The sequence below is a fragment of the Anaerobium acetethylicum genome, from assembly GCF_900096945.1.
Lineage (GTDB): Bacteria > Bacillota > Clostridia > Lachnospirales > Lachnospiraceae > Anaerobium > Anaerobium acetethylicum.
This window is the reverse complement of sequence record NZ_FMKA01000010.1, coordinates 15,613-39,131: the sequence shown is the minus strand read 5'-3', so window position 1 is coordinate 39,131 and position 23,519 is coordinate 15,613. Positions and strand designations below refer to the sequence as shown.

The following is a 23,519-nucleotide window of genomic DNA, read 5'->3' as shown; positions in this document are numbered from 1 at the left end:
ACTGATACATGAATAAAATCGCCGGGCAGTACAAAACTCTGAACATTTAAAATCGTTTCACATAGCAAAACGGGTAAACCTTATTCAAACATAACTGCAAATGTTTTATCACATTGGACTTTAACTCTTAAAATTGCGCCCATGCCGGGCGAACAAACACGAAAGGATGCTCCGCATATGCAGGGCATCCTTTCGTGTTTTCTGTTTATCTGTTATATTGTGAAAACGTATAGCTGCAATCCGCTTCGCTTTCCACCTTTATCCTGTATCCGGCTACGATTTCCTCCCTGGCAATTGCCTTATCGCTTACCTCTTTGTTGTTATAAGGAGTCAGCCTGAAGGAAAGCTCGAATTCCTCGAACCTGCACTGGTACTTTTCAAGCTGCCTCTGTCCGCAGGAATTGCTTCCCAGACCATTCTGCCTGTGGTCGATGCGCAGCACGATGTAATCGCGTTTTTTCAGTTCGCACGTGTGTCTGGCATTTTCCAGATCACTGTCTTCGTAGTAGGATGCACTGAAGTTGAAAGTATCTCCAGCAGTCGCCACAAGACCCATCCCCCTGTCATCCGTAAAGGAAGCAAATGAGCAGTCCATATGGTTCCCGTTTTCCTGCGGATGGACATAGTTCGTGAATATTCCGTCCACTGTGTTTTCATAGAGTCCGAACATTCCCGCCTCTTTGGAATCTGCATAGTTTTCTCCCGGTCCCCTTCCGCTCCATCTTACCTTGGAAAGGTTTTTGTCGAGCTGCATGGTGACCCCGATGCGAGGGAGCATCTTCGGAGCACACTGGATTCTTCCTGCCGGAACGCCTGCCACCTTCACTTCTATATCCCCTGAAGAATAAACTTTGTATGTGTATGTGGTGTCATAATGCCATGCGCTGTTGGTGGTTCCGTTGATTGTCCTGACTATGACGGCCATGTGGTTTCCTTCTTCGAAATAAGTGATTTCCTTTACAACCTCGTGCTGGAGATGAAGGAAATATTTTGTCTTATAGTCCGGAACCAGTTCGTCCATATCGTTGTCGATGGGAGCCCGCCAGAGATTAAGTCTCGGGCCTTTGGTCATGACTGTGATTCCATCCCTTACCAGTTTGATGATATTTCCTCTTACAAGATCGAAGTCCACGCTGAACGTATCACCGGTTATTGTAAGGGTGGTATGGCTTTTCACGGCGCTCAGGCTTCCAACCGGATATACCTTGTATTTTTCCGCTTTTACAGGAAGAACGAACTGGGCCGTAGCAAGCTCATGTCCCGCAGGCGCATAGTACGTGCTGCTTTTCAGGCGGTATGAAATGTTAAGATAATAGTTTGCTCCCGGCACAGCTTCAAAGTCCAGACTATATGGAAGGCTGATTTCCCCGGACATCCTTGCAGGAATGGAAGGAATCTCTGTTTTTCCGCTCTGCAGCACGATATCATCCTCCATGACCGCATATACAAGGTCAAACTGGTTCAGATCCGCAAAATCGAATCTGCTCAAAAGGCTGATTGTCCCCTTTTCCAGGTCGACTGCTGTCGTGCAGATGGGTTCTATCACCTTCTTATATTCAAGAAGTCCCGGTGAAGGCGTCCTGTCGGGCATCAGAAGCCCGTCTATGCAGAATGTCTTGTTGCTCGGATCATCCCCGAAATCCCCGCCGTATCGGTAGTATGGCTCTCCGTCCGCCGTTTCGCTGTAGATTCCATGGTCGAACCATTCCCAGATGAACCCGCCCTGGAGTTTGTCATGGGCATAGGTGGCATCCTGATATTCCTTCAGATTTCCCGGCCCGTTACCCATCGCGTGGCAGTATTCACAGTGCACGTGAGGCTTACTGCTCTTTTCTATGATGTCCTTCATCAGGTAAGGCTTCTTGTCATTTTCAAACCATGTATACATGGTGCTGTAGACATCTGCTACTTCAACATCGAAATCCCCTTCATAGTGGATCAGCCTGCCCTGATCCATTTCCCGTGCTTTTGCTGCCATTGCCCTGAAGTTGTGTCCAAAAGCGGATTCATTGCCCAGAGACCACATAAGGATGGAAGGATGGTTCTTATCCCTTCCGATCATCCTGATCATTCTGGAAACATAGGCTTTTTCCCATGCCGGATCATCGCTGATCCATTTATAGTCGCCAGTCAGCTCAAAACCGTGGCATTCAAGGTCTGTTTCTGCAATCAGGTACATTCCGTATGTATCGCACAGGTCATAGAGGTAGTAGGAGTTCGGATAGTGTGCGGTTCTGATTGCATTGATGTTATGCTGCTTCATGAGGATGATATCCTGCTCGATTTCCTCTTTTGACACAACTCTGCCGTTCTTCGGATTGTAGTCGTGCCGGTTGACTCCCTTGAACTTGATTGCCACGCCGTTAACAAGGAAGGTGTCCCCATTCAGTACGATGTTCCTGAAGCCGACATTCTGGGGAATCGCCTCTATCAGCTCGTTGTCCTGATACACGGAAATAATGAGTTTGTAAAGGTTCGGCGTCTCGGCAGTCCATTTTTCCGGGTTCCCGACTGGTTCTCTGAAAGAGAAGTTCTCGCCGTCAGCCACCGTTTCCGTCTCCAGAACAAGGTTTCCGCAGGCGTCAAAAAGCTCGGCCTTCACAGTCTGCCCTTCCGCCTTTGAAAGCGTTCCGGCTATCCTGAGGACCGCATCTCTGCAGGCAGCGTCCAGATCTGTATCGACCTTGAAGTCGAAGATTCCGTTGACCGGAATTCCAAGCAGCTCCACATCCCTGAATATGCCGCTCATCCACCACATATCCTGATCCTCGATATAGGTTCCGTCCGACCACTGGTATACGCGGACCGTCACATCATTTTCACCAATTACTGCAATGTCTGTGATGTCGAATTCAGCCTCATTTCTTGCGCCTTTGCTGTATCCCACTTCCCTGCCGTTCACCCACACGTTGTATGCGGAATCCACGCCGCAGAACCTGAGGATTATGCGCTTGCCTTCAAATTCGCTCCCGATTCTGAATGTCCTCTTGTAGATTCCCGTTGGATTTTCCGTAGGCACATAAGGAGGGTTGATAGGAAAATTGTACCAGAGGTCCGAGTAATGCATCTTTCCGTACCCCTGCAGCTGCCAGTTTCCCGGCACAACAATATCATCCATGTCCTTCGTATCGAATCCGCTTTCAAAAAATCCCTCCGGGCTGTATTCCGGAGCATCCAGGAATAGGAACTTCCACGAGCCGTTCAAATTCCTGAAGGCATGCGTATATCTGTTTTCATTTCTTTCCAGCGCTTCCCTGGTCGGAAAGCTTAAAAAATGAGCCCTTGGCTCCAGACGGTTGATTCCGTCAATCTCTATGTTTTCCCATAATTTCATCTTATTTCTCCTATTCTGCTGTATCGAATTGCAGCTGTCCAGCCCTGACGACCGGACAGCTGCATTTGGTTATCATTCATGATCAGGACACTACTCCCTGACCGCTTTTGCTTCAATAGCCTGCTTTTTTTCATATCGGTTCCAGCAGACAAGGGCAAAGCCTAAGAATGCAACGAGTCCGCCTACATTGTAGAGCAGCGTGGTAATCGGTTTTGTAACACCCTCTTCGAGTGTTCCGTTCAGCTGGGCTGCAATCAGGGATGGCTCCGGAACCGTTGACATGAAGAATACGAAAATGAATACGCAGAGCAGCAGGACTCCGATTGCCATGCCGGCTTTTCTGCTTCCAAGCCTGAAGTCACGTTCCATATCATCCTTTTTCCACCTTAACACGATATATGCCACAAAGAAGAACAGCATCGGGATCAGGGCGGTGGATGCAGTCATATTGATCAGCGTCTGGAGGAAGCTGTCCATGGAGCCAACACCAAGTGCAGGGATGATAAGAAGAACGCTTACTACGAATGCCTGGGCGATAAGCGCATTGTACGGATTTCCTTTTTCATCTGTCTTAGCTACCCAGGACCCAAAAATCCCATCCGGAATTTCCGAGAAGAATACTTTTACAGGTGCGGCAGTCCAGATTACCAATGATCCGATGTTGCAGAACAGCATGATCAGTCCTACAAAACGGCTCACCACTCCGCTGATTCCGAAGTTTGCTGCCAATGTTGCAAATACATCAAAAATACCGTTGGAATAATTGTTCTGTAAAACCTCCGCAGGAACGATCAATCCGATTGCAATACATCCGAGGACATAAATTCCGCCGATGATAACTGTTGAAAGGATGATTGTCTTTACAAATGCTTTGTTTCCGCCTTTGATGTCCTTTACATAAACGCCGATGCTTTCAGCACCGCCTACTGCCTGGAGAACCCATGCCATTGTCATGAAGAAGGTCCAGTTGAATTTCGGCTTCACTGCAGCAAGGTCGATTGCCTGTGCAGGTGCTTTTCCCAATCCGAATATTACAAAAAATGCCAGCACGATGAAGATGATGCCTAACAGTATCTTTGCCACGCCTGCAACATTTGTTACTTTTGACAGCCAGTCAACACCTTTGATTGATACATATGTTGACACCCAGAAAAGTACGATCGGTCCTGGAGGATTGCGGCCTGACCTCAGGCAATTTCGTGCTTCACTATGACAAGGATGATACTATCCTCAATGCTTTCCGAAGGGTATACGACTATTGCGCCAATCAGGATTATTATATGGCCATGGGCAGCCTCTACCACTTCCTGGGAACCCTCAGCAAAAAGGAACTCAAGTCCAGTGAAAGCACCCTGAGCTCAGGTGAACTCTATTTCAGGAAGATCGTGGATTACATCTCCGCCAACTACTTCAATGACATCTCCGTCCAGAGCATCGCAGATGAATTCAATATCGACAGGACCTATATATTCAAACTCTTCAAGAAGCATCTGAATACCAGTCCAAAGCAGTATATTATGAATTTCAGGATCGACAGGGCCTGCGACCTGCTCAGAAAGAGCCATCTGGATATAACGGCGACTGGCTTTGCAGTCGGCTTCAACTCTCCGCCCTATTTCTCAAAACAGTTCTCACTGAAAATGGGGATCACCCCACTTAAATACAGAAGACAGTTTATCGAGGCCGGCATGCAGAAAGGGCACTATGCAAACGTTTATTAGTTTGCATAGCGCCCTTTTATTTTGACTGTTGCCTAAAGTTCGAATGACTCCATATCATCCGGCACATAAAGATTTCCGTGATAATACTCCTGGCCCTCCCGGGTGTAAAGGAATTTCCTGTTCTTCAGGTTCTCCTCCTCTGTGTGGTACAGGATCAGATTCGGAATCTCCATCTTTTCTGCCAGTTCACAGGCTTCCTTTACGGTGCTGTGGTTCTTCTCATAAGGCTTGAACTTATTCCTTTGTGAATAGAGGCAGAAAGCCTCATGCATGAGCCAGGTGCTGCCCCCTACATATTCATAGTTGTTTTCATTGTAGGGCTCGTCTCCGCAGCAGGTAAGAACCTTTCCATCGGGAAGATCCATTGTAAATCCGTACTGTTTCGCCTTCGTCGACTGTATATCAAAAAACCTGACCCTGCAGCCGAGTATCTTCTTCTTTTCCCCGTTGTCCAGAGGAACGAAAATGATTCTTTCTCCTATCAGTCTACATACTTTCTTCTGGATGGTAAGTCCCGCAATCGTCGTGATTGCTTCTGCAAGTTCCGGATGGCAGTAGATATTCAGTTTCCCCTCATATTTGTCCTGGTTCATCTTTGTCCCGATGACACGGATGAGCCACAGGATTCCCAGAATGTGGTCAAGATGTTCATGGGTCACGAAAATATCATGGATCTCCGTCGTCTTCACTCCGGCATCCTTCAGGGCCTTCAATATATGATTCCCTCCGCCTCCGTCCACAAGAAAATGCCTGTCCTGATCCGAAATCACAAAACAGGTGTTATAGCATTCCGTCACGGTAGCCATTCCAGTTCCTAACATAGTCAATTTCATATCTTATCCCCTTCTTTCGCTCAATCTGCAATCCTGTTTGTCAAAGCACCGATTCCCTCAATCCAGCACTCGACCACGTCGCCTGCCTTTAAGAACGTCGGCGGCTCCATTCCCATTCCGACACCGGCAGGAGTTCCCATTGAAATGATGGTTCCTGCTTTCAGGGTCATTCCCATGCTCAGCTCACTGATTACATGCTGGATAGAAAAAATAAGCAGCTCCGTATTGCTGTCCTGCCTCAGTTCCCCGTTCACAGTTGAAGTGATGCGGCGTTTCGGTGGAAATTCCAGTTCGTCCTTTGTTACGATCCAGGGACCCATAAGCGTCGAACCCTCAAGGCTTTTTCCGAAATACCACTGCTTATGGCGGATCTGGAGTTCACGGGCGCTGATGTCATTCAGAACCGTATAGCCAAAAATATAATCGCCGGCATCTTCAGGCTGCACGTTTTTTGTGTCCTTTCCTATGATAACCGCCAGCTCTGCTTCATAATCTAGCTGTTTTGTAATGTCACTATGAGATGGAATGTCCCAGCCGCTTCCTGCCGCTTCGTTCACCCTCTTGCTGAAATAAACAGCATAAGGCCTTTCTCCTCCGAAAGCTTCCTTCTTGAACCTTGCAGACTCTTCCGCATGGGCCATGTAATTAATTCCCAGACATATGATATCCTGTTTTGGACAGGGTATCGGTGCGCATGTCACCACTTCCGAGTACAGCACCCTTTCTGCCGCTCCCTCAAGGTCAGCAGCTTCCAGCTTTTTCAGATCATCCGGGCTGTCTATGAGTTCATTCATGGTCCGGCTAAAAATTCCAAACTGTCCAAGGGGAAGGATATAGGTTTCAGACGGATCTAGGATTCCTATTTTTTCCGTATCCTCATATTTGTAAGTGAGCAATTTCATTTTTTACCTCCTTGTAATATGCTCCGCGGCTACCTGGTACTTTGTCCTTTATAGCCACACAGCTTCTATGTCTTTAATAATACATGAGCCCGGAACATAACGCAATCGTAACTGTTCAGGACTACGTCCTTCATAGTCACAGATGACAGAGGTTCTGAACAGTTGCACGCAATCATTTCTGTGCTCGGATTTCAATCCTTCCGTCCTAGGTCTAACTCCAAGGACGCGGAAAGAGCCGGCAGATTCTTACCATCTGCCGGCTCTTTCCCTGCGCCCGGGGGGATGGACGCCTTCTATGTTCTTAACGATTATTACAGATTTTCGTAACTGTTCAGAGCCCCTGTCTCGCGAGGTGTTTTTATGCTGAATTTGCATAAAAACCTGAGACATGCGTGCGCCAAATTGCTGATTTTGCAATTTGTGTGCTTCATCTGTGACTATGAAGGACGTAGTCCTGAATAGTTACAGATTTTCTTTCAGGAATGTGCTTAATGCTTCAATAGCCTCAGCTTCATCTTCGCCTTCCACTTTCAGGATAATGTCGTGGCCCTGTTTCACGCCAAGACCCATTACTCCGAAAATTCTCTTTGCATCGACTTCTTTCCCGTCTTTTGCAATCGTAACGCTGCTTTTGAAGGATGCAGCCTGTTTGACGAAAAGTCCGGCCGGTCTTGCGTGGATTCCTTCTGGATCAGCTATTGTATATGTAAATTCTTTCATTTCAATTTCTCCTCTTAATTCTCAACTGTTTTTTTCAATATACCGAGCATAAATGCTCCTGCGACTGTTCCTGCCACAAGTGCGACAAGATACATAAGTACATTTCCAACCACTGGAAATACGAAGATTCCTCCGTGCGGTGCCATCAGTGTGCAGTTCGCTGCCATGGATATTGCTCCTGCCAGTGCAGAACCGATTATACAAGCTGGAAGCACCCTGAGCGGATCTGATGCGGCGAAAGGAATCGCACCCTCTGTGATAAAGGAAAGTCCAAGGATAAAGTTCGTAGGACCGGCTTTTTTCTCATCTTCTGTGAATTTCTTCTTGAACAGAATCGTTGCAAGTGCAATTGCGCAAGGTGGAACCATACCGCCTACCATAACTGCTGCCATGATGTTGTAGTTTCCTGCTGCAATGGATGCGGTTCCGAATACGTATGCCGCCTTGTTTACAGGGCCTCCCATATCCACGGACATCATTCCTGCGAGAAGGATTCCCAGGAGAATCGAGCTCGTATTTCCCATGTTTGCTAATCCGTTGTTCAGTGATGTATTGATAACGCCTACGATCGGTTCAACTATTTTAATCATTGCAAGGCCTGTCAGCAGGATACCGAAAAGCGGATAAAGCAGTATCGGTTTAACGCCGTCAAGACGTGCCGGAAGTCCTGAAAACACCTTCTTAAGAAGAACAATGATATATCCTGCTATAAAACCTGCTATAAGCGCTCCGAGGAATCCGGATTTTCCCTGGGAAGCGATATATCCGCCTACGATACCAAGTGCAAGACCTGGTCTGTCAGCGATGCTCATTGCAATGAAGCCTGCAAGGATAGGGAGCATGAAGGCGAATGCCGATCCGCCGATCTTCATGAAGAGTGCTGCCAGCGGCGTGATGGAACCGAAACTGGATCTGTCAGCTTCAGGCAATGCGTTCAGGTCAACTGAAAATCCATCAATCAGGAATGCAAGGGCGATCAGGATACCTCCGCCTACAACGAATGGAAGCATATGGGATACGCCGTTCATAAGGTTCTTGTAGATCTTACGTCCTACGCTCTCTTTTCCTCCGGTGAACTCTGCACTTGATGCGCCTGTTGCCTTAAATACAGGTACGTCTCCGCTGATTGCTTTTGCTACAAGCGCTTCCGCCTTATTGATTCCGTCCGAAACCTTTGTGATGATTACCTTTTTGCCGTTGAATCTGTCCATAGGCACCTGGGTGTCAGCTGCTACGATGATTGCATCTGCTTCTGCAATTTCTTCAGCAGTGAGGACATTCTTTGCGCCGCCGGCTCCTCTTGTCTCAACTTTGATGCTGCAGCCCATGGCTTTCGCTTTTTTCTCGATATTTTCTGCTGCCATGAAGGTATGTGCGATACCTGTCGGGCAACCGGTCACTGCGAGAAGCTTTGCCGTTACAGCTCCGGTTGCAGCAGGCTGTACCTGTTTTGCAGCTTCTTCTGCATCCTTCTTTGATTCCGTGTCATCAATTACCTTGAGGAATTCATCTACAGTCTTTGCTTTTCTCAAACCATCAGTAAAACCTTCATCCATCAAAAGGACTGATAATTTGCTGAGCACTTCAAGATGTACATTTTCCTTCGTATTCGGCGCTGCAATAAGAAAGATCAGATCTACCGGCGCACCGTCCAGAGAGTCAAAATCGACACCATCTTTTACTACCATGGCACTCAGTCCCGGTTTTGCAACTGAATCTGATTTACAATGCGGAATGGCGATACCTTCTCCGATTCCTGTTGTTCCTTCTGCTTCCCTTGCAAAAACGCCCTTGCGATAAACCTCTTTATCCTTGATTTTTCCGCTTGCCGTCATAAGTTCAACCATGGTGTCGATTGCTTCCTGTTTGCCTGATACTTTTCCTTCAAGCCTGATGCTCTTTGCATCCAATAAATCCGTAATTCTCATCACATATTCCTCCTTATTTGACTACCGCTTTTTATATAATGGGGAATCGCTTCCCTGCAACAAAAAGTTCTCCGTGAAGATATTGAAAACCAAGTAACTGTTCAGTAATCCAGTGACGCGAGGTGCTTTTATGCTGTTTTCGCATAAAAACCCGAGTTCTGCGTGCGCCAAATTGCTGATTTTGCAATTTGTGTGCATCATCTGTGACTATGAAGGACGTAGTCCTGAATAGTTACAAATTAAATTTATGGGCACTCAGCAGTTGTTCAACTTCTTCCCTGGTTGCAAGCTCCTCTGAAAATGCGCTTGCGCTTCCTGTACAGACAGCTGTCTTAAATGCTTCGGCATAGTCCTCAGACTGAAGATATCCTGCTATGAATCCTGCCACCATGGAATCTCCGGCTCCTACCGAGTTCTTCAGCTTTCCTTTCGGCGCTTCAGCCATGTAGACCGCTCCTTCTTCCGTAACGAGAACAGCTCCTTCACCCGCCATTGAGACAAGTACGTTTACGGCACCTTTCTCCTGCATCTTCTTTGCATAAGGAACTACCTCTTCCCTGGTCTTCAGCTCAACTCCGAATATTTCTCCCAGTTCATGGTTATTCGGTTTGATTAAGAATGGTTTGTATTCCAGGACATTCAGCAGAAGATCCTGCGTTGCATCAACGACGATCCTGATGTTCCTGCCTTTCAGAAACGCCATGATATCGCTGTACATGGTACTCGGCATAACGTTTGGTATGCTTCCAGCCAGAACAAGCACATCGCCTGCCTTGAGATGGTCCAGCTGCTCAAACAGCTTGTCAATGGAATCCTTGTCGATTGCTGGCCCCTGACCGTTTATTTCGCTCTCCCTGTCAGAACGGATCTTGACATTGATTCTGGAAATCCCGTTCGTAACCTTAACGAAATCCGTACTAATTCCTTTTTCAGACAGCAGCCTTGAAATCTCTTTTCCCGTAAAGCCTGCCACGAATCCCAGTGCCGTGCTGTCATAACCCAGATTTTTAAGCACGATGGAAACGTTGATCCCTTTGCCTCCGGCATAAATAAGTTCCTTGGTCGTCCTGTTTACTTTGCCTGTCGTAAAATCATCCACTGAAACGATATAGTCCAGTGACGGATTAAATGTAACTGTATAGATCACAGCTTATCCACCTCCACTATGTTCCTGCAGTTCCTGTATGCTTCGTCGTGAACAGCCGTCGTGATGATTCTGGCTGATTCGAACTCTGCAAATATGACTGAGGATATTTTTGTAAATTTGCTTGAATCGCTTAATATGTATCTGTTCCTGCAGTGCCTGATTGCCTTCTTCTTTACCATTGCCTCCTTCACGTCCGGGGTGCTGTATCCATTGTTGACAGCTATTCCGTTCGTTCCAAAGAAGCCGATCGTAAAGTTATACTTATTCAGGCTCTCAATGGCTTCCTCGCCTACAATCGCTTCCGTCGTTGCCTTGAATTCTCCTCCGAGAATATAGGTCGTGAGTCCCATCTGCGATAATTTTCTGGCGTGGTCGATGCCGTTCGTAACGAAAGTTGCTTTCTTCTCAGTGATGTAGTCAAGCATTACTTCTGTCGTTGTCCCTGCGTCGATGAAGACAAAATCTCCCGGCTTGATCAGTGATGCGGCATATTTCCCAATTCTCACCTTCTCATCATTGTTCTGATCCTTCCTGGATACTACATCAGCATCAACAGTGTAGTATGTATTCCCGACTGCCACTGCTCCGCCATGCACCTTTTTGATCTGACCGTTTCCGTCAAGAACATTCAGATCCCTTCTTACAGTTGACTCAGAAGCACTCAGGATGTCCATAAGCTCCGTAACCGTGACGCTTCTCTTTTCTTCAACAATGGCTACAATTTCACTGAGTCGTTTCTCCGCAAGCATTCCATCACCTCTGCTCTTTTTGATAGTTTGATGATACCATTTTATACCACCAAAGTCAATCATATTCTTTCATTTTCAACCAAATTCATTCATATTCAATCATATAATTCCCATATTTTACAGAAAGCAGTCAGGATGGCTGTTTATGCTATGCCGAAAGCCCCATAAACAGCCACTCTCATGCAGTTTTTCCAGTTTTTGCATTCACTATTGAAATCCTTGCCTCTATCCATTAAACTATAGTCATACACTTTCTTTTTTATTGTTTTTGTTTGAATCCCTGTTAACAGCATCTGTAAACTGGAGGGTACGCTTATGGAAAAGACATTCGTGATTATTAAACCTGACGCAATGGAAAGAAGACTGATGGGAGAGATCATCTCCATTTATGAAAAAAAGGGACTCCGCATATCGACGCTCAAGATTACGAAGCCTTCCCTGGAACTCGCCAGAAGGCATTACCAGGAACACAAAGACAAGCCCTTCTTTGACGAGCTGACTGCCTACCTCTCCAGAAGCGAGTTATGCGCCATGATAGTGGAAGGGAAAAATGCGGTTGCTGCTGTCCGAAAAATAAACGGGGGCACAAATCCCCTTGAAGCCGATGCGGGTACCATAAGGGGCCGATTCGGCCTCTCGAAAACCGAGAATTCGATTCATTCTTCCGATTCCCAGGAGCATGCCGAAGAAGAAATCAAACTCTGGTTCCCTGAATTTCAGGCAGACTAAAAAAAGCGGGTTCGCCACTCTCAACTCCCGTGGCCCTCAATCTTGTGGACAAAGACACTTTGCAGTGTAGAGGGCTGATTGATGTTAGTCCTATGAGATTAAAAACAGGCCGTCCATGAAAGCATAATGCTTTCATGGACGGCCTGTCTCGTATAATTCTCTGATTAATCAATTTTGTGACTATTCAGGACTATGTCCTTTATAGTCACAGATAAGTTCGATTTCCCATTTATTCTCATAGCTTTTGCCAGGTTCCAATGAAATCAGGTTATCCTGTTTTGTGATATCTTCCACCACATCCTGTCTCGATGGCAGGGAAGACCAGGGCTCGATGCAGACATAATCCACACTTGCCTTCGGCCAGTGCCAGATGCCAAGATAGCTCATATCCGGAAAGGAGACTGCGATCGCGTTTTTCCCATTCCTGCGTTTCAGCACCACTCTTTTTCCCATGTTTTTGAGCAGGATCGCATCCTCATCAAACAGGCCATGCTGAAGGTCGAGATAACGACCTTCCCGTAAGGGGAGGTTTCTGTCCGGTCCCTGAACAAAACATTTTTCCGACATTCCGATCCTGACCGGTTCAGCATGTTCTTCAAATTCTATGGTGTAATCTTCAAACCTGCATCCCGCTTCAAATGGAACGTTGAATCCGGGATGTCCGCCCACGCCGAAATACATGGTCTCATTTCCCTGATTCAGCACCCTGTACGTAATCTCTATCCTGCTGCCTGACAAGGCATATTCCACATAAAACCTGAAAGGAAAAGGATACTGCTTCCTTGTTTCTTCATCATCTTCCACATATAAGGCAGCTGATTCATCCGTCTTCTGCTTTGCCAGGAATTCTTTGTGCATGGCAAAGCCATGGATTCCCATATGATAGGGTTTTCCATTTATGGTATAGGTCTCTTCAGTCAGTCTTCCAATATACGGAAAGATATTGGGGGCCTTGTCTTCCCAGCTGCTCCTGCTCCCCTGCCACAGATACTCGTTTCCTTCCTGGTCCATAATCGACTGCAGTTCAGCGCCTTTTGAAGATATCGCCACTTTAAGCCTGCTGTTGCTGATTACATATTCCATACGGCTTCGATTTCCTCTTTCGCAGGCAGGGCCGGAATGCCTCCCATTTTCTGCACGCATATGGAACCCGAAATATTTCCATAACGCAGTGCATCCTTAACAGCATCCTCAGTTAAATCAGCCACGCTGTTGATTCCGCTCATAAGCAGCTTTGACAGGAATCCGCCCCAGAAAGCATCGCCTGCTCCGGTTGCATCTACAGCATTCACTTTTCTTCCTTCTACCGTTCCGGAATTTCCCTTATAGAAGTATTTTGCACCTTTCGCACCTAATGTCTCAATCACCACCGCGATACCGTACTCTTCCATCATGTTCGGGATGTTCTCTTCTCCGCCGACGAAATACAGCTCTTCATCTGAGATTTTCAGGAAATCCACGTAAGGCAGCACCTGATCTACCTGGCTTTTCGCTGCTTCCCTGCTCTCCCACACCATATCCCTGTAATTGACATCGAAGCTTACAAGTTTTCCGCTGTCATGCGCCATCTTCATTCCATATTTTACAGCTTCGGCACCCGGCTCTGCTGACAAGCTGAAGGATCCTGCGTGGAACAGTCTGCATGCCTCTATGTCTTCCTTTTTGATGTCTTCTTTTCTGACCAGCATGTCTGCTCCTGGTTTTCTAGCAAATGTGAAAGAACGTTCTCCTCCTTCATAGAGGGTAACAAATGCCAGGGTAGTGACCGCCTCGTCTGTCAGTTCCGGACAAAGTACCTTTACCTGATTCTCTTCCAGCGTAGCCTTCAGGAACCTGCCGAAATCATCATTGCCGAGCTTGCCGAGGAATCCCGCCTCAAGCCCGTTCCTTGCAATGCTCACAGCCGCATTTGCCGGCGCTCCCCCTGGATTTTTTATATAGCTGTCCTTTTCTTTTCCTGGTGTAAAATCGATCAGCATTTCTCCCATACAAATTGCATCCATATTATCATATCTCCCTTTCTTCTCAAACCAAAAAATGTTGACTTTTCCTATCTTCCATTATAATATTATTTGAATTGTATTACTATCTTTTATAACCACCGTACAAAAATAAATATTTCGGACAGGAGACACGATTATGGAACATGCCATACATTTAATAGACAAGCCGTATTTCTCAACAAACAGAAACGTGCTCACCCAGGAACAGCTTCAGATACCCGGGCTTCAGATGTTCGGAAAACATACCATGACTACTGCCATAGCGCCCCTGCCGAACCATTATCACAAGGGCTGCTTTGAAATCACCTATGTTTCAGACGGCGTCATATCCTTCTCTGCAGACAGTTCTGACTACAAATTAAGCGGAGGGGATGTGTTCATCACCTTTCCCGACGAAATCCATAGCACGAATCTGATCCCCATTTCCGTGGGAGAGATTTTCTGGTTCCAGATCAACATTACAGAAGCTGATACAATCCTTGACCTGAACCGCAATGCTTCAGCAGACCTGATCACCGCTCTCCAGAGCCTGAACAGTCACCTGATCAAGACCGATACAAAGGAAATGTTCCAGCTGTTGAGGAAATCCTTTGAAGCATGTTTCCTGAACCAGAACCGCCACCTGGCGTCCTCGTATCTCTGCGTATTCCTGAACAGGCTTATCGAATACGACAATCTTCCGCAATCCGGCCTGACCCAGGATATCGAAGGGTCAGTTGCCTACATCATGGAACATCTGAAGGAAGAGCTGAGCCTCGACACGCTTGCTGCGCTATGCAGCCTTTCAACCTCCCAGTACAAGCAGAAATTCAAGGCTCAGATGGGCATTTCCCCCCGCAGCTTCATAAACTTTCAAAAAATCGAACTCTCAAAAAAGCTGCTTTCCGAAGGCATGGAAATCACAAGGACTGCCATGGAACTCGGTTTTAACACAAGCAGCTATTTCTCAGTGGTATTCAAACGCTACAATACCTATAGTCCTTCTGCTTATATAAAACAGCTCAAACGATAAATCTTTGATTTTGTACACTGTCCCCAACTAAATGCGTATATTCTTAAATCAGTCTATACTAAACCTATAAAAGAAAACGCGAACATATGGAGGTATAAAAATGAAACGTTCAGAAATCAACCGGGCAATACAGGATATGGAAAAGCTGATCAACGAGCACCGCTTCGAACTCCCGCCGTTCTGCAATTGGACCCCGGAAGACTGGAAAAACAAAAACGAAGAATATGATGAAATCCGGGACAACATGCTGGGCTGGGATATTACAGACTACGGCCTCGGCGATTTTGAAAAAACCGGCTTCGCCCTGATTACCATCAGAAACGGAAACCAGAATAATCCAAAATACAAAAAGACCTATGCCGAAAAACTGTTAATGCTTAAGGAAGGGCAGCATTCCCCTATGCATTTCCATTGGAACAAGAGCGAGGACATCATCAACCGAGGCGGCGGAACACTGATCATCCACCTCTACAACGACAAGGGCGACGGCTCTTTCGATGATTCCGACGTTCTGGTAAATGCCGACGGCCGCTCCTACTATGTAAAGGCAGGCACCGGAGTTGAACTCAGACCTGGAGAAAGCATTACCCTCTGGCCTCACCAGTACCATGATTTTGACGTGAAACCGGGCACCGGAGATGTGCTGATCGGCGAAGTCTCCATGTGCAACGACGACAATACCGACAACCGCTTCTATGAGCCTGTCGGACGATTCCCGACAATTGAGGAAGATGAGGCGCCTTACAGGCTGCTCTGCAATGAGTATCCTGGGGTATAAAATAAGACAGGGCTGCTGCTCAATGATTGAAAATCAATCATTGAGCAGCAGCCCCATATAATCATATTTTTTTCAGCAGAGCATTTATTTGCTCTGCTAATTTGAAATTTATCTTTGCGCATATTACCAAGTTCGCTAGAGATTCCACTTAGTTCTTATTCATATTGAGCCTGCCGAATGCCTTTTGGGCCATTCCTATATAAGAGGTCGAAATTTTTCGATGCCACACTTTTTCCTTTTATTATCTTGGCAGTTCCATCAAGTAAACCATATGATTAATTCGTACAACTCAGGCTTTTTTTCTGGATAAACACTCCACTCTATCTTATGTATTTTCCTACAATACATTCTGCTCTATCATCTGTTGTTATAGATAATTCAGATATGCCAACCTTATCTTTATCCTCCGAATTAATTAAATGAGAATAAAACATAATTTCATATTTTTTCCCGGCATCTGTTACAATACCTGTAATTTTAGGTGTAATAGTCAATTTTGTTGTTTTCCCGTCGTCAACGGCACGGCTACCACCACTAATCCCGACGAGTGAATCGTGCTCCGTTACTTTCCCATCGAAGAATTTCATTACTTCTTCTATTTGTTCATTAAAATCGGGTGCGGATCTTGTTGTATTACAAAACATACTTTTTAATCCTTCCTCATCATCGTTACTCAGATATTGTAAAAGTTCTTTGCTTTTTTTTGCCCTGTATACCCCGAATCAACAAACGTATCACTCGAGCACCCTGAAACAAACGATATTGCAACGATATGCATTAAAATTACAGCAACTATTTTAAACTTTTTCATTTATACCATCCTTAATTCACCCGAAAATTTACATTAATCTATATATTCTCCTTTAAATTGGAACTTTTCGTCACGCATGTTCCCATTGGTTCCTGTTCTGAAGACAAGATCATAAAAGTCATTATATCCCCAAATTTCCTGCCAGGTATCAACTTGTGAGTGTACCGCTATATCCTTATCATCCAACTTGAAGTTCAAAATCCGAGATCCTAAAGCAGCAGCAATCTTCGAACGTATTCCATTATCTTTTGCTTTTGTTGTGTAAACTGTTCTGTAAGTCCCTTGTCCATCCGTTAGCAAAACGATATACCTGGCCTTTCCATCACCGTCATAAGCAGATGATGTAAATAAGCCAATTGCAGATGACATCGCATCAGACAAACTGGTTCCACCCGAACTGTCAATTTTGTTAACAGCTGTATTCAAAGTTTCTGAATCCGATATGAAATCGGAATAAGCAGAAGCATAACTGCCAAAATCCAGAATTTATTTGTTTCTTTTCACAGTAAAATACCATATCACTAAATGGATACAAAAATATTTATCTTATATATTCTCCAATTATACATTCATTCCCATTATCAGTTTTTATAGTTAATTTTGATATTCCTACTTTGTCTTCATCATCTGTATTGATAATATATGAATAAAATTTTATTTCGTAGGTTTTTCCTACATCTGTAACAATACCAGTTAGATGTGGCGAACTATAAAGACGTGTTATCTTTCCGTTTTCAACTGAACTCCCATCATTTTTTAATGTAAATGGATCATGCTCAATTACCTTGCCTTCGAAATAATCCATTGCAACTTGTATTTGTTTATCAAACTCAGATGAAGATCTTGTCATATTACAAAACATACTTTTTAGCCCTTCTGTATCATCTTCACTAAGGTACTGCACAATTTCATCACACTCTGTCTCAATTTTTTGATACGAATGGATATCCTTTCTTAGCGAACACGCAGAAAGCAAAAATAATGTATATACAAGTAACATAAATTTGATTTTTTTTTTCATTATAACTCCCACCAAATAATCCATACCATGTGATTTTCATCATCAAAAATCATAAACTTCTTAAGATAGTCATCGGTAATAATCTCAGATTTTAAATCACTATAGAGTTTTTCTTGGTCAGTAAAATCTATTGTCCCAAGTGTTACCATCTTTTCAACCTTAGGTTGATTAAAATCTGGTTTAAACCCCGTTATCCACCATTGGGTATCTTCCGGTGCCCAGCTAAATACATTCTCAATATCATCGTTCCCATTATAATTATAAAGATTCAATGTCATCGGTAACTGAAAATCTACTGCTTCCCAATGTTCGAGATTGATTAGCGGTGCTTTTCGAGGGTTAGTATAAATGCCCATTTCCGCACCACTTCCCAAATTCAGATAATCACCACACCATATCCAAATTATATAATTTTCCCCATCACCATTGCTAAATTGAAACTTATCTTTGCGAATATTACCATTGGTTCCTGTTCTGAACACAAGATCATAAAAGTCATTATATCCCCAAATTTCCTGCCAGGTATCAACTTGTGAGTGTACCGCTATATTCTTATCATCCACCTTGAAGTTCAAAGCGCGAGATCCTAAAGCAGCAGCAATCTTCGAACGTATTCCGCCTTCAAAGGATGACAGATCAAGGTTAAACTCGTACCAATCACCAAGTTCGCTAGAGATACCCTTTGATTCTTGTTCAAACTGAGCCTGCCAAATTCCTTTTGGACCATTCGCATGTAGGAGGTCAGGATCTTTCGGTGCCACCCTTTTTCCGTTAATTATTCTGGCAGTTCCATCAAGTAATCCATCTCCATCCGTATCCCCGGTGGTAGGATTCGATTTCATTTTTACATATACCAGATGGCCTGATTTTGACACTTCCAGTTCTTCCCCATCTTTAAGAGTATCACTATCTGTATCTGCATTCAAGTAGTTTAATCCAGTTAACTTCACACCTGTTCCTAATCTCAGATTTCCACTATTTATTTCTTTCTCATAATAATCTTTCAATTTATCACTGTCAGAATCTTTATATAAATCGGTTTTGTCTGCAATTGTATCAAAAATTCCCTTTAACTTATCCGCATTATTTGCGTGATAATATTCCCCACCAGTTCCTTCCGCTAACGTAGTTAAGACGCTCGTTGATACATTGCTTCCTAAGCCTACCGTATAAACAACTATTCCATTATCCTTTGCTTTTGTAGTGTAAGCTGTGCTGTAAGTCCCTTGTCCATCCGTTAGCAAAACGATATATCTGGCCTTTCCATCTCCGTCATAGTCAGATGATGTAAATAAGCCAATTGCAGATGACATCGCATCAGACAAACTGGTTCCACCCGAACTGTCAATTTTATTAACAGCTGTATTCAAAGTTTCTGAATCCGATGTAAAATCGGAATAAACAGAAGCATAACTGTCAAAATCAACAACAGCTGCTCGATCATTCTCTGTTAATACATTTATAAAATTCTTTGTCACTGTTTTCCTGACACCGGATCTATCATTTGATGTCATGCTTCCTGATGAATCGATAGCAAAAACAATATCCATGCCTTTATAATTACTTGCATCGTCTTCATTATACAGAAGCGTGTATACCCTTGATTTATCATATACAGTCTTATTTATCAATATATATTTAGAAAAATGCGACAAAGTTGCGCTGACAATCTCTCCATTGATTTGCTGATTTGCAACTTCTTCTAATAATTGGGTTTCCTCGTTGAAATAATATAAAGCAGGAACAAAATCCTCTTCATCAAATAAGGTTTCCTCCAGCGTGTACGAGACTTCTGCACTTTCAAATGAACCCTGAGTTGTAAATTCGCAGCAGTCACCTATATAACCTGGAATTTCATTGTTAAACATCGCATTTTCTATAGTTGAAATGGATAATGTCTCAGCCGCATTACCATCACATCCATTGATTTTTAGTGATACCTCTGTAATTTTCTCATTTAATTTAATTTCACTGTGAGACACAAATGAGTTATTGTATACACACGGATCATACTCATTGTCTATTTCCCATTTGTCCGATGCTTTATCCCCATCTGTATCCTGACTAAGAGGATCCGTTTTATAGGTATCTATTTCCTCCCCATCCATAAGACCATCTTCATCGCTATCCTTTATTGCCGGATTGGTTTTTGTATCCATTTCTATCAAGTTGGACACTCCATCCTGATCACAATCTTCATTTCCGTCTGCAATGCCATCTTCATCACTGTCTACCTTAAATGCATCAGTATATATCACTTCTGCTTCAATAAAGTTACATAGACCATCTCCATCACTATCCTGTGATAATATGTCATTTACCAATTCTTCACGATCAATTGCATCTCCCATATTATCCTGATTCGTGTTGTATAATTTAATTGAAGCAGAAGTCTTCCCTCCAGAAGAATCTGTGGCTGTTACGGTAACATTGTTTGTTCCATAGTTTAAATCAAAGTCTGAGAATGACCATTCTTCTGCAACATCTATCCTTCCTGATGAAATCACAATTCCTGAGATTGACGTAATCTCGTAATCCAGCTCTGAAACCTCATCAACACCTTCTATCTTTCCTCTGATATCGTTTAACGCACCAGATACAAAGTAGCTTTGATCTACGTCTGATTGTTCAAAATCCGAATCATCAATAGTGATTGCGGTATTCCTTTTTTCTGTGTTGATCTGAATTAAAGATATATTAGATACAGAATTAGCCGACGAACCATTATTAACCGTAAAACCAAAGCTAACGCTCTGGCCAACTCCGATATTTTGATTGTATTGCTTGTTATATAAAGTATAATGGCTTCCCATATGTTCTTTTATTGTTGCATTCCAGATATTACTGATTTCATTATCAAAATCAAATTACATGCACCAGTCTTCAATCACTTTTTCTGATTTATTGGTTATTGTTACTTTACCGTTAAATCCATCACCCCAGTCACTTTCTATTTCATATGCAACACCATATTTGTCCATTGATACTTCTTCTGCTTTACCAAAAATATCATAACAATTTGGAAATCGTGAAAAATCCCCACTTGCAGTGAATCCAAAACTCACACTTGTGCCAATAGCAATATCCTGATTCCAGCCCATATTTTTTATTTTATAATAGCCACCACTGATGTCTACTATACTTGCATTCCAGATATTACTTATCGTCTCCTGCAAAGGAAAAGCAATACACCAGTTCTCAATATTCTTGTCAGCGGTATTCTTAATTGTAATTTTTGCATTATAAGCTCCGCTCCAACTTCCGGTGACATCAAATATTACCTCAAATCCTTCTCCACTGTACGTGCTGCTATTAATTACTTTTTTATTTGCAGCATATACCTCTGGAGAATAGCAAGTTATTACGAGCATAATAATTGCCAACATTAACGCCAGACCCCTATTAGTACATTTTTCAAACATACGTTTTCCTCCTTTTTTATCTCGTTGTTTTGTCGAAAGGCAGAAACAACCATAACTGTCATGCTTCGCAAGACACCACCTATTCGCATGCAGCGGCAAATTGATATGCAAGCATAGACGTTTGCCTTGTGCCTTCGCACAAAAAAAGCAACCAGTTATTCTGATCGCAACCGAACCACCTGAAAGTTAAGTTAGTTCCCCAATACTCTCTTTACGGCTTCCAGTTTTGTGTCCTTATCTTTCAATAAGTTTACCTCCCTTAAACTTTAACATTTATTGTTGATTTTGTCAACATAAGGGTTATTATTAAAAAAAGGGGTTAGAGGTAAATGCTGTATTTAACAAAAAAAAGAGCCAGACCCCTCTTTTCCTTCAAACAGTATGGATGTGGGGATATGAGACGTCTTACAGGCTGCTCTGCACTGAGTATCCAGGAGTAGAAAAATGACAGGGCTGCTGCTCAATGACTAATAATAAGTCATTGAGCAGCAGCCCTGTTTCTACAATACTTTATAGTACCTAGGAAACCTCTGAAAAAGGACATCCACAGTATAAATATTCAAAACAACGAATATAATTACAAAACTTAAAACCAACTAATAAATCATCACAACCTCCCTGGAACTCTGCCATTCTGGTAGCAAAAGTGCTACAATAGAATGAAAGAGAACATCCATTTTAGGGAGGTTGAATCAATTATGTTTAATAAAAACAACGGTCAAATGAATGCTATAGATAAGACAATCTTTGAGCAGCTTATCCCCAAAGACCATCTTTTGGTAAAGATCAACGAAGTTTTTGACTTTGACTTCCTATATGAGAAGTTAAAATCAAAATACAGCGACATCGGGCGGCATTCCAAAGATCCTGTTATGATGTTTAAGATTCTGTTATTGGAATTCATATACAATCTTTCGGATGTTCAGATTGCACAACGCGTCCAGACAGATATCGCTTTCCGTTGGTTCTTGAAGCTAAGCATAAACGATAGCGGGCCAGATGATACGACAATCAGCTACTTCAGGACCAGACGCATCGGCGATGAAGATTTCGAGCTGCTTTTCACCTCTATCGTTAAGCAGTGCATTGAAAAAGATATCGTAAAAACACGCAGATATCAGGTCGATTCGACGAATGTCGATGCAAATGTCAACTATCCATCGGACAAAAAACTTCTCAGGCAGGCAGTTGAAAAAGTAGCGAAAGAGATCCGTAAGTTCAACCCCAATCTTGCAGAACAATGGATGCAGGATTTCGAATCCGAAATTGATAAGTTCTACGAACAGCAGGAACGAGTCCATCCGACAGCACATTATGAAACAGCGAAGCAGATGCTCGAATCATTGTATTGCAAGACATATGATGAGCTGCAGGGAAATTCCAAATATATTGACGCATATACTGTCTGCTATGAGCTTGTCGACCGGTATCTGTTTAATAAAAAAGACAAAATCATCAGCGTCGTCGATCCCGAAGCCAGAGTTGCATACAAAACGACAAGAAAGACCAAAACCGGATATAAGAATCATATCATCATTGATAAAGACAGCGAAATCATCCTTGGGTCTGTCCAGACGCCCTTCAATGTTGGAGACCAAAAAGAGTTGCTGCCATTAGTCGAACAGGTAGAAAAGAATTATCATCTGAAGCCGAAAGAAGTGTCAGCAGATAAAGTCTATGGTACAACAAAAAACAGAGCTGATTTGAAAGACAAGGACATTATTTCGAATATAAACTTTTATGCAGAGACGGAGGGCGAGGCCGATGGCCGGTACACCACTCATGATTTTCTTGTGTCGGAAGATATAATGTCGATGACCTGTCCGAATGGTATTGTAACAAATCGGTTCAGAGATGTTACTATCAAGTCGGATGAAGACAGCTATCCGTATAGAGATTTCAAATTTGACAAGCGTTATTGCGACAATTGTCCGCATCGTGATAAATGTCTCAACAAGAGAAAAGACAAATTCGTTGAAAGAGGAAAACGGATCAGGATTTCATCAAGATATGATGCCATAGCGAGAGACAAAGCGCGGGCAAAAACGAATGAATTTAATGACGCATTGAACCTACGTTTTAAAATCGAAAGGCGATTTGCGACGCAAGTCAATCATCGTGGTGCAAGGCGTACCAGGTACATTGGACTCGCCAAAACAAAAAACCAGATCAATCTGGTAAATACTGTTACCAACATTATCAGAGCGATTCATATCATCGAATCGCTCAACATAGGGACTGCTTAAATAAAATAATATGCTAAAAACCCAGGAATTATAAGGATTGTATCCCTCATAATTCTTGGGTTTTAAGTATAAATCCGACATTTCGTTGCAAAAAAGTATTTTTGGAAATTTATAAACATACAATACTACAAAGAAACCTCAGACATTACTGCCGTTTTTCAGA

Annotated in this window: 18 protein-coding genes, 2 pseudogenes and 1 riboswitch; of the genes and pseudogenes, 5 read left to right on the top strand and 15 right to left on the bottom strand. The window is 43.5% G+C overall.

Translation table 11 applies throughout. The features are described 5' to 3' along the window. Window positions 1-205: 205 nt before the first annotated feature. Together ebgA and BJR36_RS09680 are read right to left on the bottom strand one after the other, a co-directional pair. The gene (gene ebgA / locus BJR36_RS09685) at window positions 206-3,334 is read right to left on the bottom strand and encodes a beta-galactosidase subunit alpha (protein WP_091233413.1); all 3,129 of its coding nucleotides are present in this window, start codon (window positions 3,332-3,334) and stop codon (window positions 206-208) included. Between the two features lie 90 nt (window positions 3,335-3,424). After that, window positions 3,425-4,480, bottom strand: coding sequence for an amino acid permease (locus tag BJR36_RS09680; RefSeq protein ID WP_242875513.1), 1,056 nt, complete (start codon window positions 4,478-4,480; stop codon window positions 3,425-3,427). Here BJR36_RS09680 and BJR36_RS09675 point away from each other — a divergent pair. Then, window positions 4,471-5,055 carry a helix-turn-helix domain-containing protein gene (locus tag BJR36_RS09675; RefSeq protein ID WP_091233579.1) on the top strand — a complete coding sequence of 195 codons (585 nt, stop codon included), beginning with the start codon at window positions 4,471-4,473 and terminating at the stop codon, window positions 5,053-5,055. The genes BJR36_RS09680 and BJR36_RS09675 overlap by 10 nt on opposite strands. Before the next feature lie 32 nt (window positions 5,056-5,087). On the opposite strand, the gene BJR36_RS09670 is transcribed toward BJR36_RS09675, so the two are convergent. The 6 genes from BJR36_RS09670 to BJR36_RS09645 form a co-directional block, all read right to left on the bottom strand. Next, the gene (locus BJR36_RS09670; RefSeq protein ID WP_091233408.1) at window positions 5,088-5,888 is read right to left on the bottom strand and encodes an MBL fold metallo-hydrolase; all 801 of its coding nucleotides are present in this window, start codon (window positions 5,886-5,888) and stop codon (window positions 5,088-5,090) included. A gap of 20 nt (window positions 5,889-5,908) precedes the next feature. Beyond that, window positions 5,909-6,790: a fumarylacetoacetate hydrolase family protein gene (locus tag BJR36_RS09665; protein ID WP_091233404.1), complete on the bottom strand. Its 882-nt coding sequence runs from the start codon at window positions 6,788-6,790 to the stop codon at window positions 5,909-5,911. A 462-nt stretch (window positions 6,791-7,252) separates the two neighbouring features. Further along, entirely contained in the window at window positions 7,253-7,510 is a 258-nt protein-coding gene (locus BJR36_RS09660; protein WP_091233402.1) for an HPr family phosphocarrier protein, read from the bottom strand. A 14-nt stretch (window positions 7,511-7,524) separates the two neighbouring features. After that, on the bottom strand, window positions 7,525-9,438 hold the full coding sequence (locus BJR36_RS09655; RefSeq protein ID WP_091233400.1) for a PTS fructose transporter subunit IIABC: 1,914 nt from the start codon (window positions 9,436-9,438) through the stop codon (window positions 7,525-7,527). Between the two features lie 232 nt (window positions 9,439-9,670). Then, window positions 9,671-10,585 (bottom strand): 1-phosphofructokinase, encoded by a 915-nt coding sequence (gene pfkB, locus BJR36_RS09650; RefSeq protein WP_091233398.1) that lies wholly within the window; start codon window positions 10,583-10,585, stop codon window positions 9,671-9,673. After that, on the bottom strand, window positions 10,582-11,397 hold the full coding sequence (locus BJR36_RS09645; protein ID WP_330387881.1) for a DeoR/GlpR family DNA-binding transcription regulator: 816 nt from the start codon (window positions 11,395-11,397) through the stop codon (window positions 10,582-10,584). The genes pfkB and BJR36_RS09645 overlap by 4 nt, the downstream gene beginning before the upstream one ends. Before the next feature lie 252 nt (window positions 11,398-11,649). Between BJR36_RS09645 and ndk the strand changes: the two genes are divergently transcribed. Continuing rightward, window positions 11,650-12,063, top strand: a complete 414-nt coding sequence (gene ndk / locus BJR36_RS09640) for a nucleoside-diphosphate kinase (RefSeq protein WP_091233391.1) — start codon at window positions 11,650-11,652, stop codon at window positions 12,061-12,063. A gap of 180 nt (window positions 12,064-12,243) precedes the next feature. Here ndk and BJR36_RS09635 read toward each other — a convergent pair whose 3' ends face one another. Further along, window positions 12,244-13,146, bottom strand: a complete 903-nt coding sequence (locus BJR36_RS09635) for an aldose 1-epimerase family protein (protein WP_091233388.1) — start codon at window positions 13,144-13,146, stop codon at window positions 12,244-12,246. Further along, window positions 13,134-14,066: a carbohydrate kinase family protein gene (locus BJR36_RS09630; RefSeq protein WP_091233386.1), complete on the bottom strand. Its 933-nt coding sequence runs from the start codon at window positions 14,064-14,066 to the stop codon at window positions 13,134-13,136. Before BJR36_RS09630 ends, BJR36_RS09635 begins: the two co-directional genes overlap by 13 nt. A gap of 136 nt (window positions 14,067-14,202) precedes the next feature. Between BJR36_RS09630 and BJR36_RS09625 the strand changes: the two genes are divergently transcribed. Then, window positions 14,203-15,078, top strand: coding sequence for an AraC family transcriptional regulator (locus BJR36_RS09625; protein WP_091233383.1), 876 nt, complete (start codon window positions 14,203-14,205; stop codon window positions 15,076-15,078). A 100-nt stretch (window positions 15,079-15,178) separates the two neighbouring features. Further along, window positions 15,179-15,856, top strand: coding sequence for a D-lyxose/D-mannose family sugar isomerase (locus BJR36_RS09620; protein WP_091233380.1), 678 nt, complete (start codon window positions 15,179-15,181; stop codon window positions 15,854-15,856). A gap of 320 nt (window positions 15,857-16,176) precedes the next feature. On the opposite strand, the pseudogene BJR36_RS09615 reads toward BJR36_RS09620, so the two are convergent. The 5 genes and pseudogenes from BJR36_RS09615 to BJR36_RS21130 all read right to left on the bottom strand — a co-directional run. Beyond that, window positions 16,177-16,536 (bottom strand): annotated as a pseudogene (locus BJR36_RS09615) (DUF5104 domain-containing protein); the annotation flags it as partial. 164 nt (window positions 16,537-16,700) lie between these two features. Continuing rightward, window positions 16,701-17,093, bottom strand: coding sequence for a vWA domain-containing protein (locus BJR36_RS09610; protein WP_207648845.1), 393 nt, complete (start codon window positions 17,091-17,093; stop codon window positions 16,701-16,703). A gap of 115 nt (window positions 17,094-17,208) precedes the next feature. Then, window positions 17,209-17,688 carry a DUF5104 domain-containing protein gene (locus BJR36_RS09605; RefSeq protein WP_169823651.1) on the bottom strand — a complete coding sequence of 160 codons (480 nt, stop codon included), beginning with the start codon at window positions 17,686-17,688 and terminating at the stop codon, window positions 17,209-17,211. Next, window positions 17,688-20,228 (bottom strand): VWA domain-containing protein, encoded by a 2,541-nt coding sequence (locus BJR36_RS21135; protein WP_408605718.1) that lies wholly within the window; start codon window positions 20,226-20,228, stop codon window positions 17,688-17,690. The genes BJR36_RS09605 and BJR36_RS21135 overlap by 1 nt, the downstream gene beginning before the upstream one ends. A 165-nt stretch (window positions 20,229-20,393) precedes the next feature. After that, window positions 20,394-21,059: pseudogene (locus tag BJR36_RS21130) on the bottom strand (cellulose binding domain-containing protein); the annotation flags it as partial. Window positions 21,060-21,272: 213 nt separating this feature from the next. After that, window positions 21,273-21,375, bottom strand: a riboswitch (cyclic di-GMP riboswitch). A gap of 433 nt (window positions 21,376-21,808) precedes the next feature. Here BJR36_RS21130 and BJR36_RS09590 point away from each other — a divergent pair. Then, window positions 21,809-23,356, top strand: a complete 1,548-nt coding sequence (locus BJR36_RS09590) for an IS1182 family transposase (protein ID WP_091233362.1) — start codon at window positions 21,809-21,811, stop codon at window positions 23,354-23,356. Window positions 23,357-23,519: the final 163 nt, after the last annotated feature.

What these genes read in the sequence shown, in the direction of transcription:
- BJR36_RS09660 (WP_091233402.1), bottom strand. Translation starts at nt 7,510, where the DNA reads ATGAAAGAATTTACATATACAATAGCTGATCCAGAAGGAATCCACGCA.
- BJR36_RS09665 (WP_091233404.1), bottom strand. Translation starts at nt 6,790, where the DNA reads ATGAAATTGCTCACTTACAAATATGAGGATACGGAAAAAATAGGAATC.
- ebgA (WP_091233413.1), bottom strand. Translation starts at nt 3,334, where the DNA reads ATGAAATTATGGGAAAACATAGAGATTGACGGAATCAACCGTCTGGAG.
- BJR36_RS09625 (WP_091233383.1), top strand. Translation starts at nt 14,203, where the DNA reads ATGGAACATGCCATACATTTAATAGACAAGCCGTATTTCTCAACAAAC.
- BJR36_RS09675 (WP_091233579.1), top strand. Translation starts at nt 4,471, where the DNA reads ATGTTGACACCCAGAAAAGTACGATCGGTCCTGGAGGATTGCGGCCTG.
- BJR36_RS09590 (WP_091233362.1), top strand. Translation starts at nt 21,809, where the DNA reads ATGTTTAATAAAAACAACGGTCAAATGAATGCTATAGATAAGACAATC.
- BJR36_RS09635 (WP_091233388.1), bottom strand. Translation starts at nt 13,146, where the DNA reads ATGGAATATGTAATCAGCAACAGCAGGCTTAAAGTGGCGATATCTTCA.
- BJR36_RS09655 (WP_091233400.1), bottom strand. Translation starts at nt 9,438, where the DNA reads ATGAGAATTACGGATTTATTGGATGCAAAGAGCATCAGGCTTGAAGGA.
- BJR36_RS09630 (WP_091233386.1), bottom strand. Translation starts at nt 14,066, where the DNA reads ATGGATGCAATTTGTATGGGAGAAATGCTGATCGATTTTACACCAGGA.
- BJR36_RS09605 (WP_169823651.1), bottom strand. Translation starts at nt 17,688, where the DNA reads ATGAAAAAAAAAATCAAATTTATGTTACTTGTATATACATTATTTTTG.
- BJR36_RS09670 (WP_091233408.1), bottom strand. Translation starts at nt 5,888, where the DNA reads ATGAAATTGACTATGTTAGGAACTGGAATGGCTACCGTGACGGAATGC.
- ndk (WP_091233391.1), top strand. Translation starts at nt 11,650, where the DNA reads ATGGAAAAGACATTCGTGATTATTAAACCTGACGCAATGGAAAGAAGA.
- BJR36_RS09620 (WP_091233380.1), top strand. Translation starts at nt 15,179, where the DNA reads ATGAAACGTTCAGAAATCAACCGGGCAATACAGGATATGGAAAAGCTG.
- BJR36_RS09645 (WP_330387881.1), bottom strand. Translation starts at nt 11,397, where the DNA reads ATGATTGACTTTGGTGGTATAAAATGGTATCATCAAACTATCAAAAAG.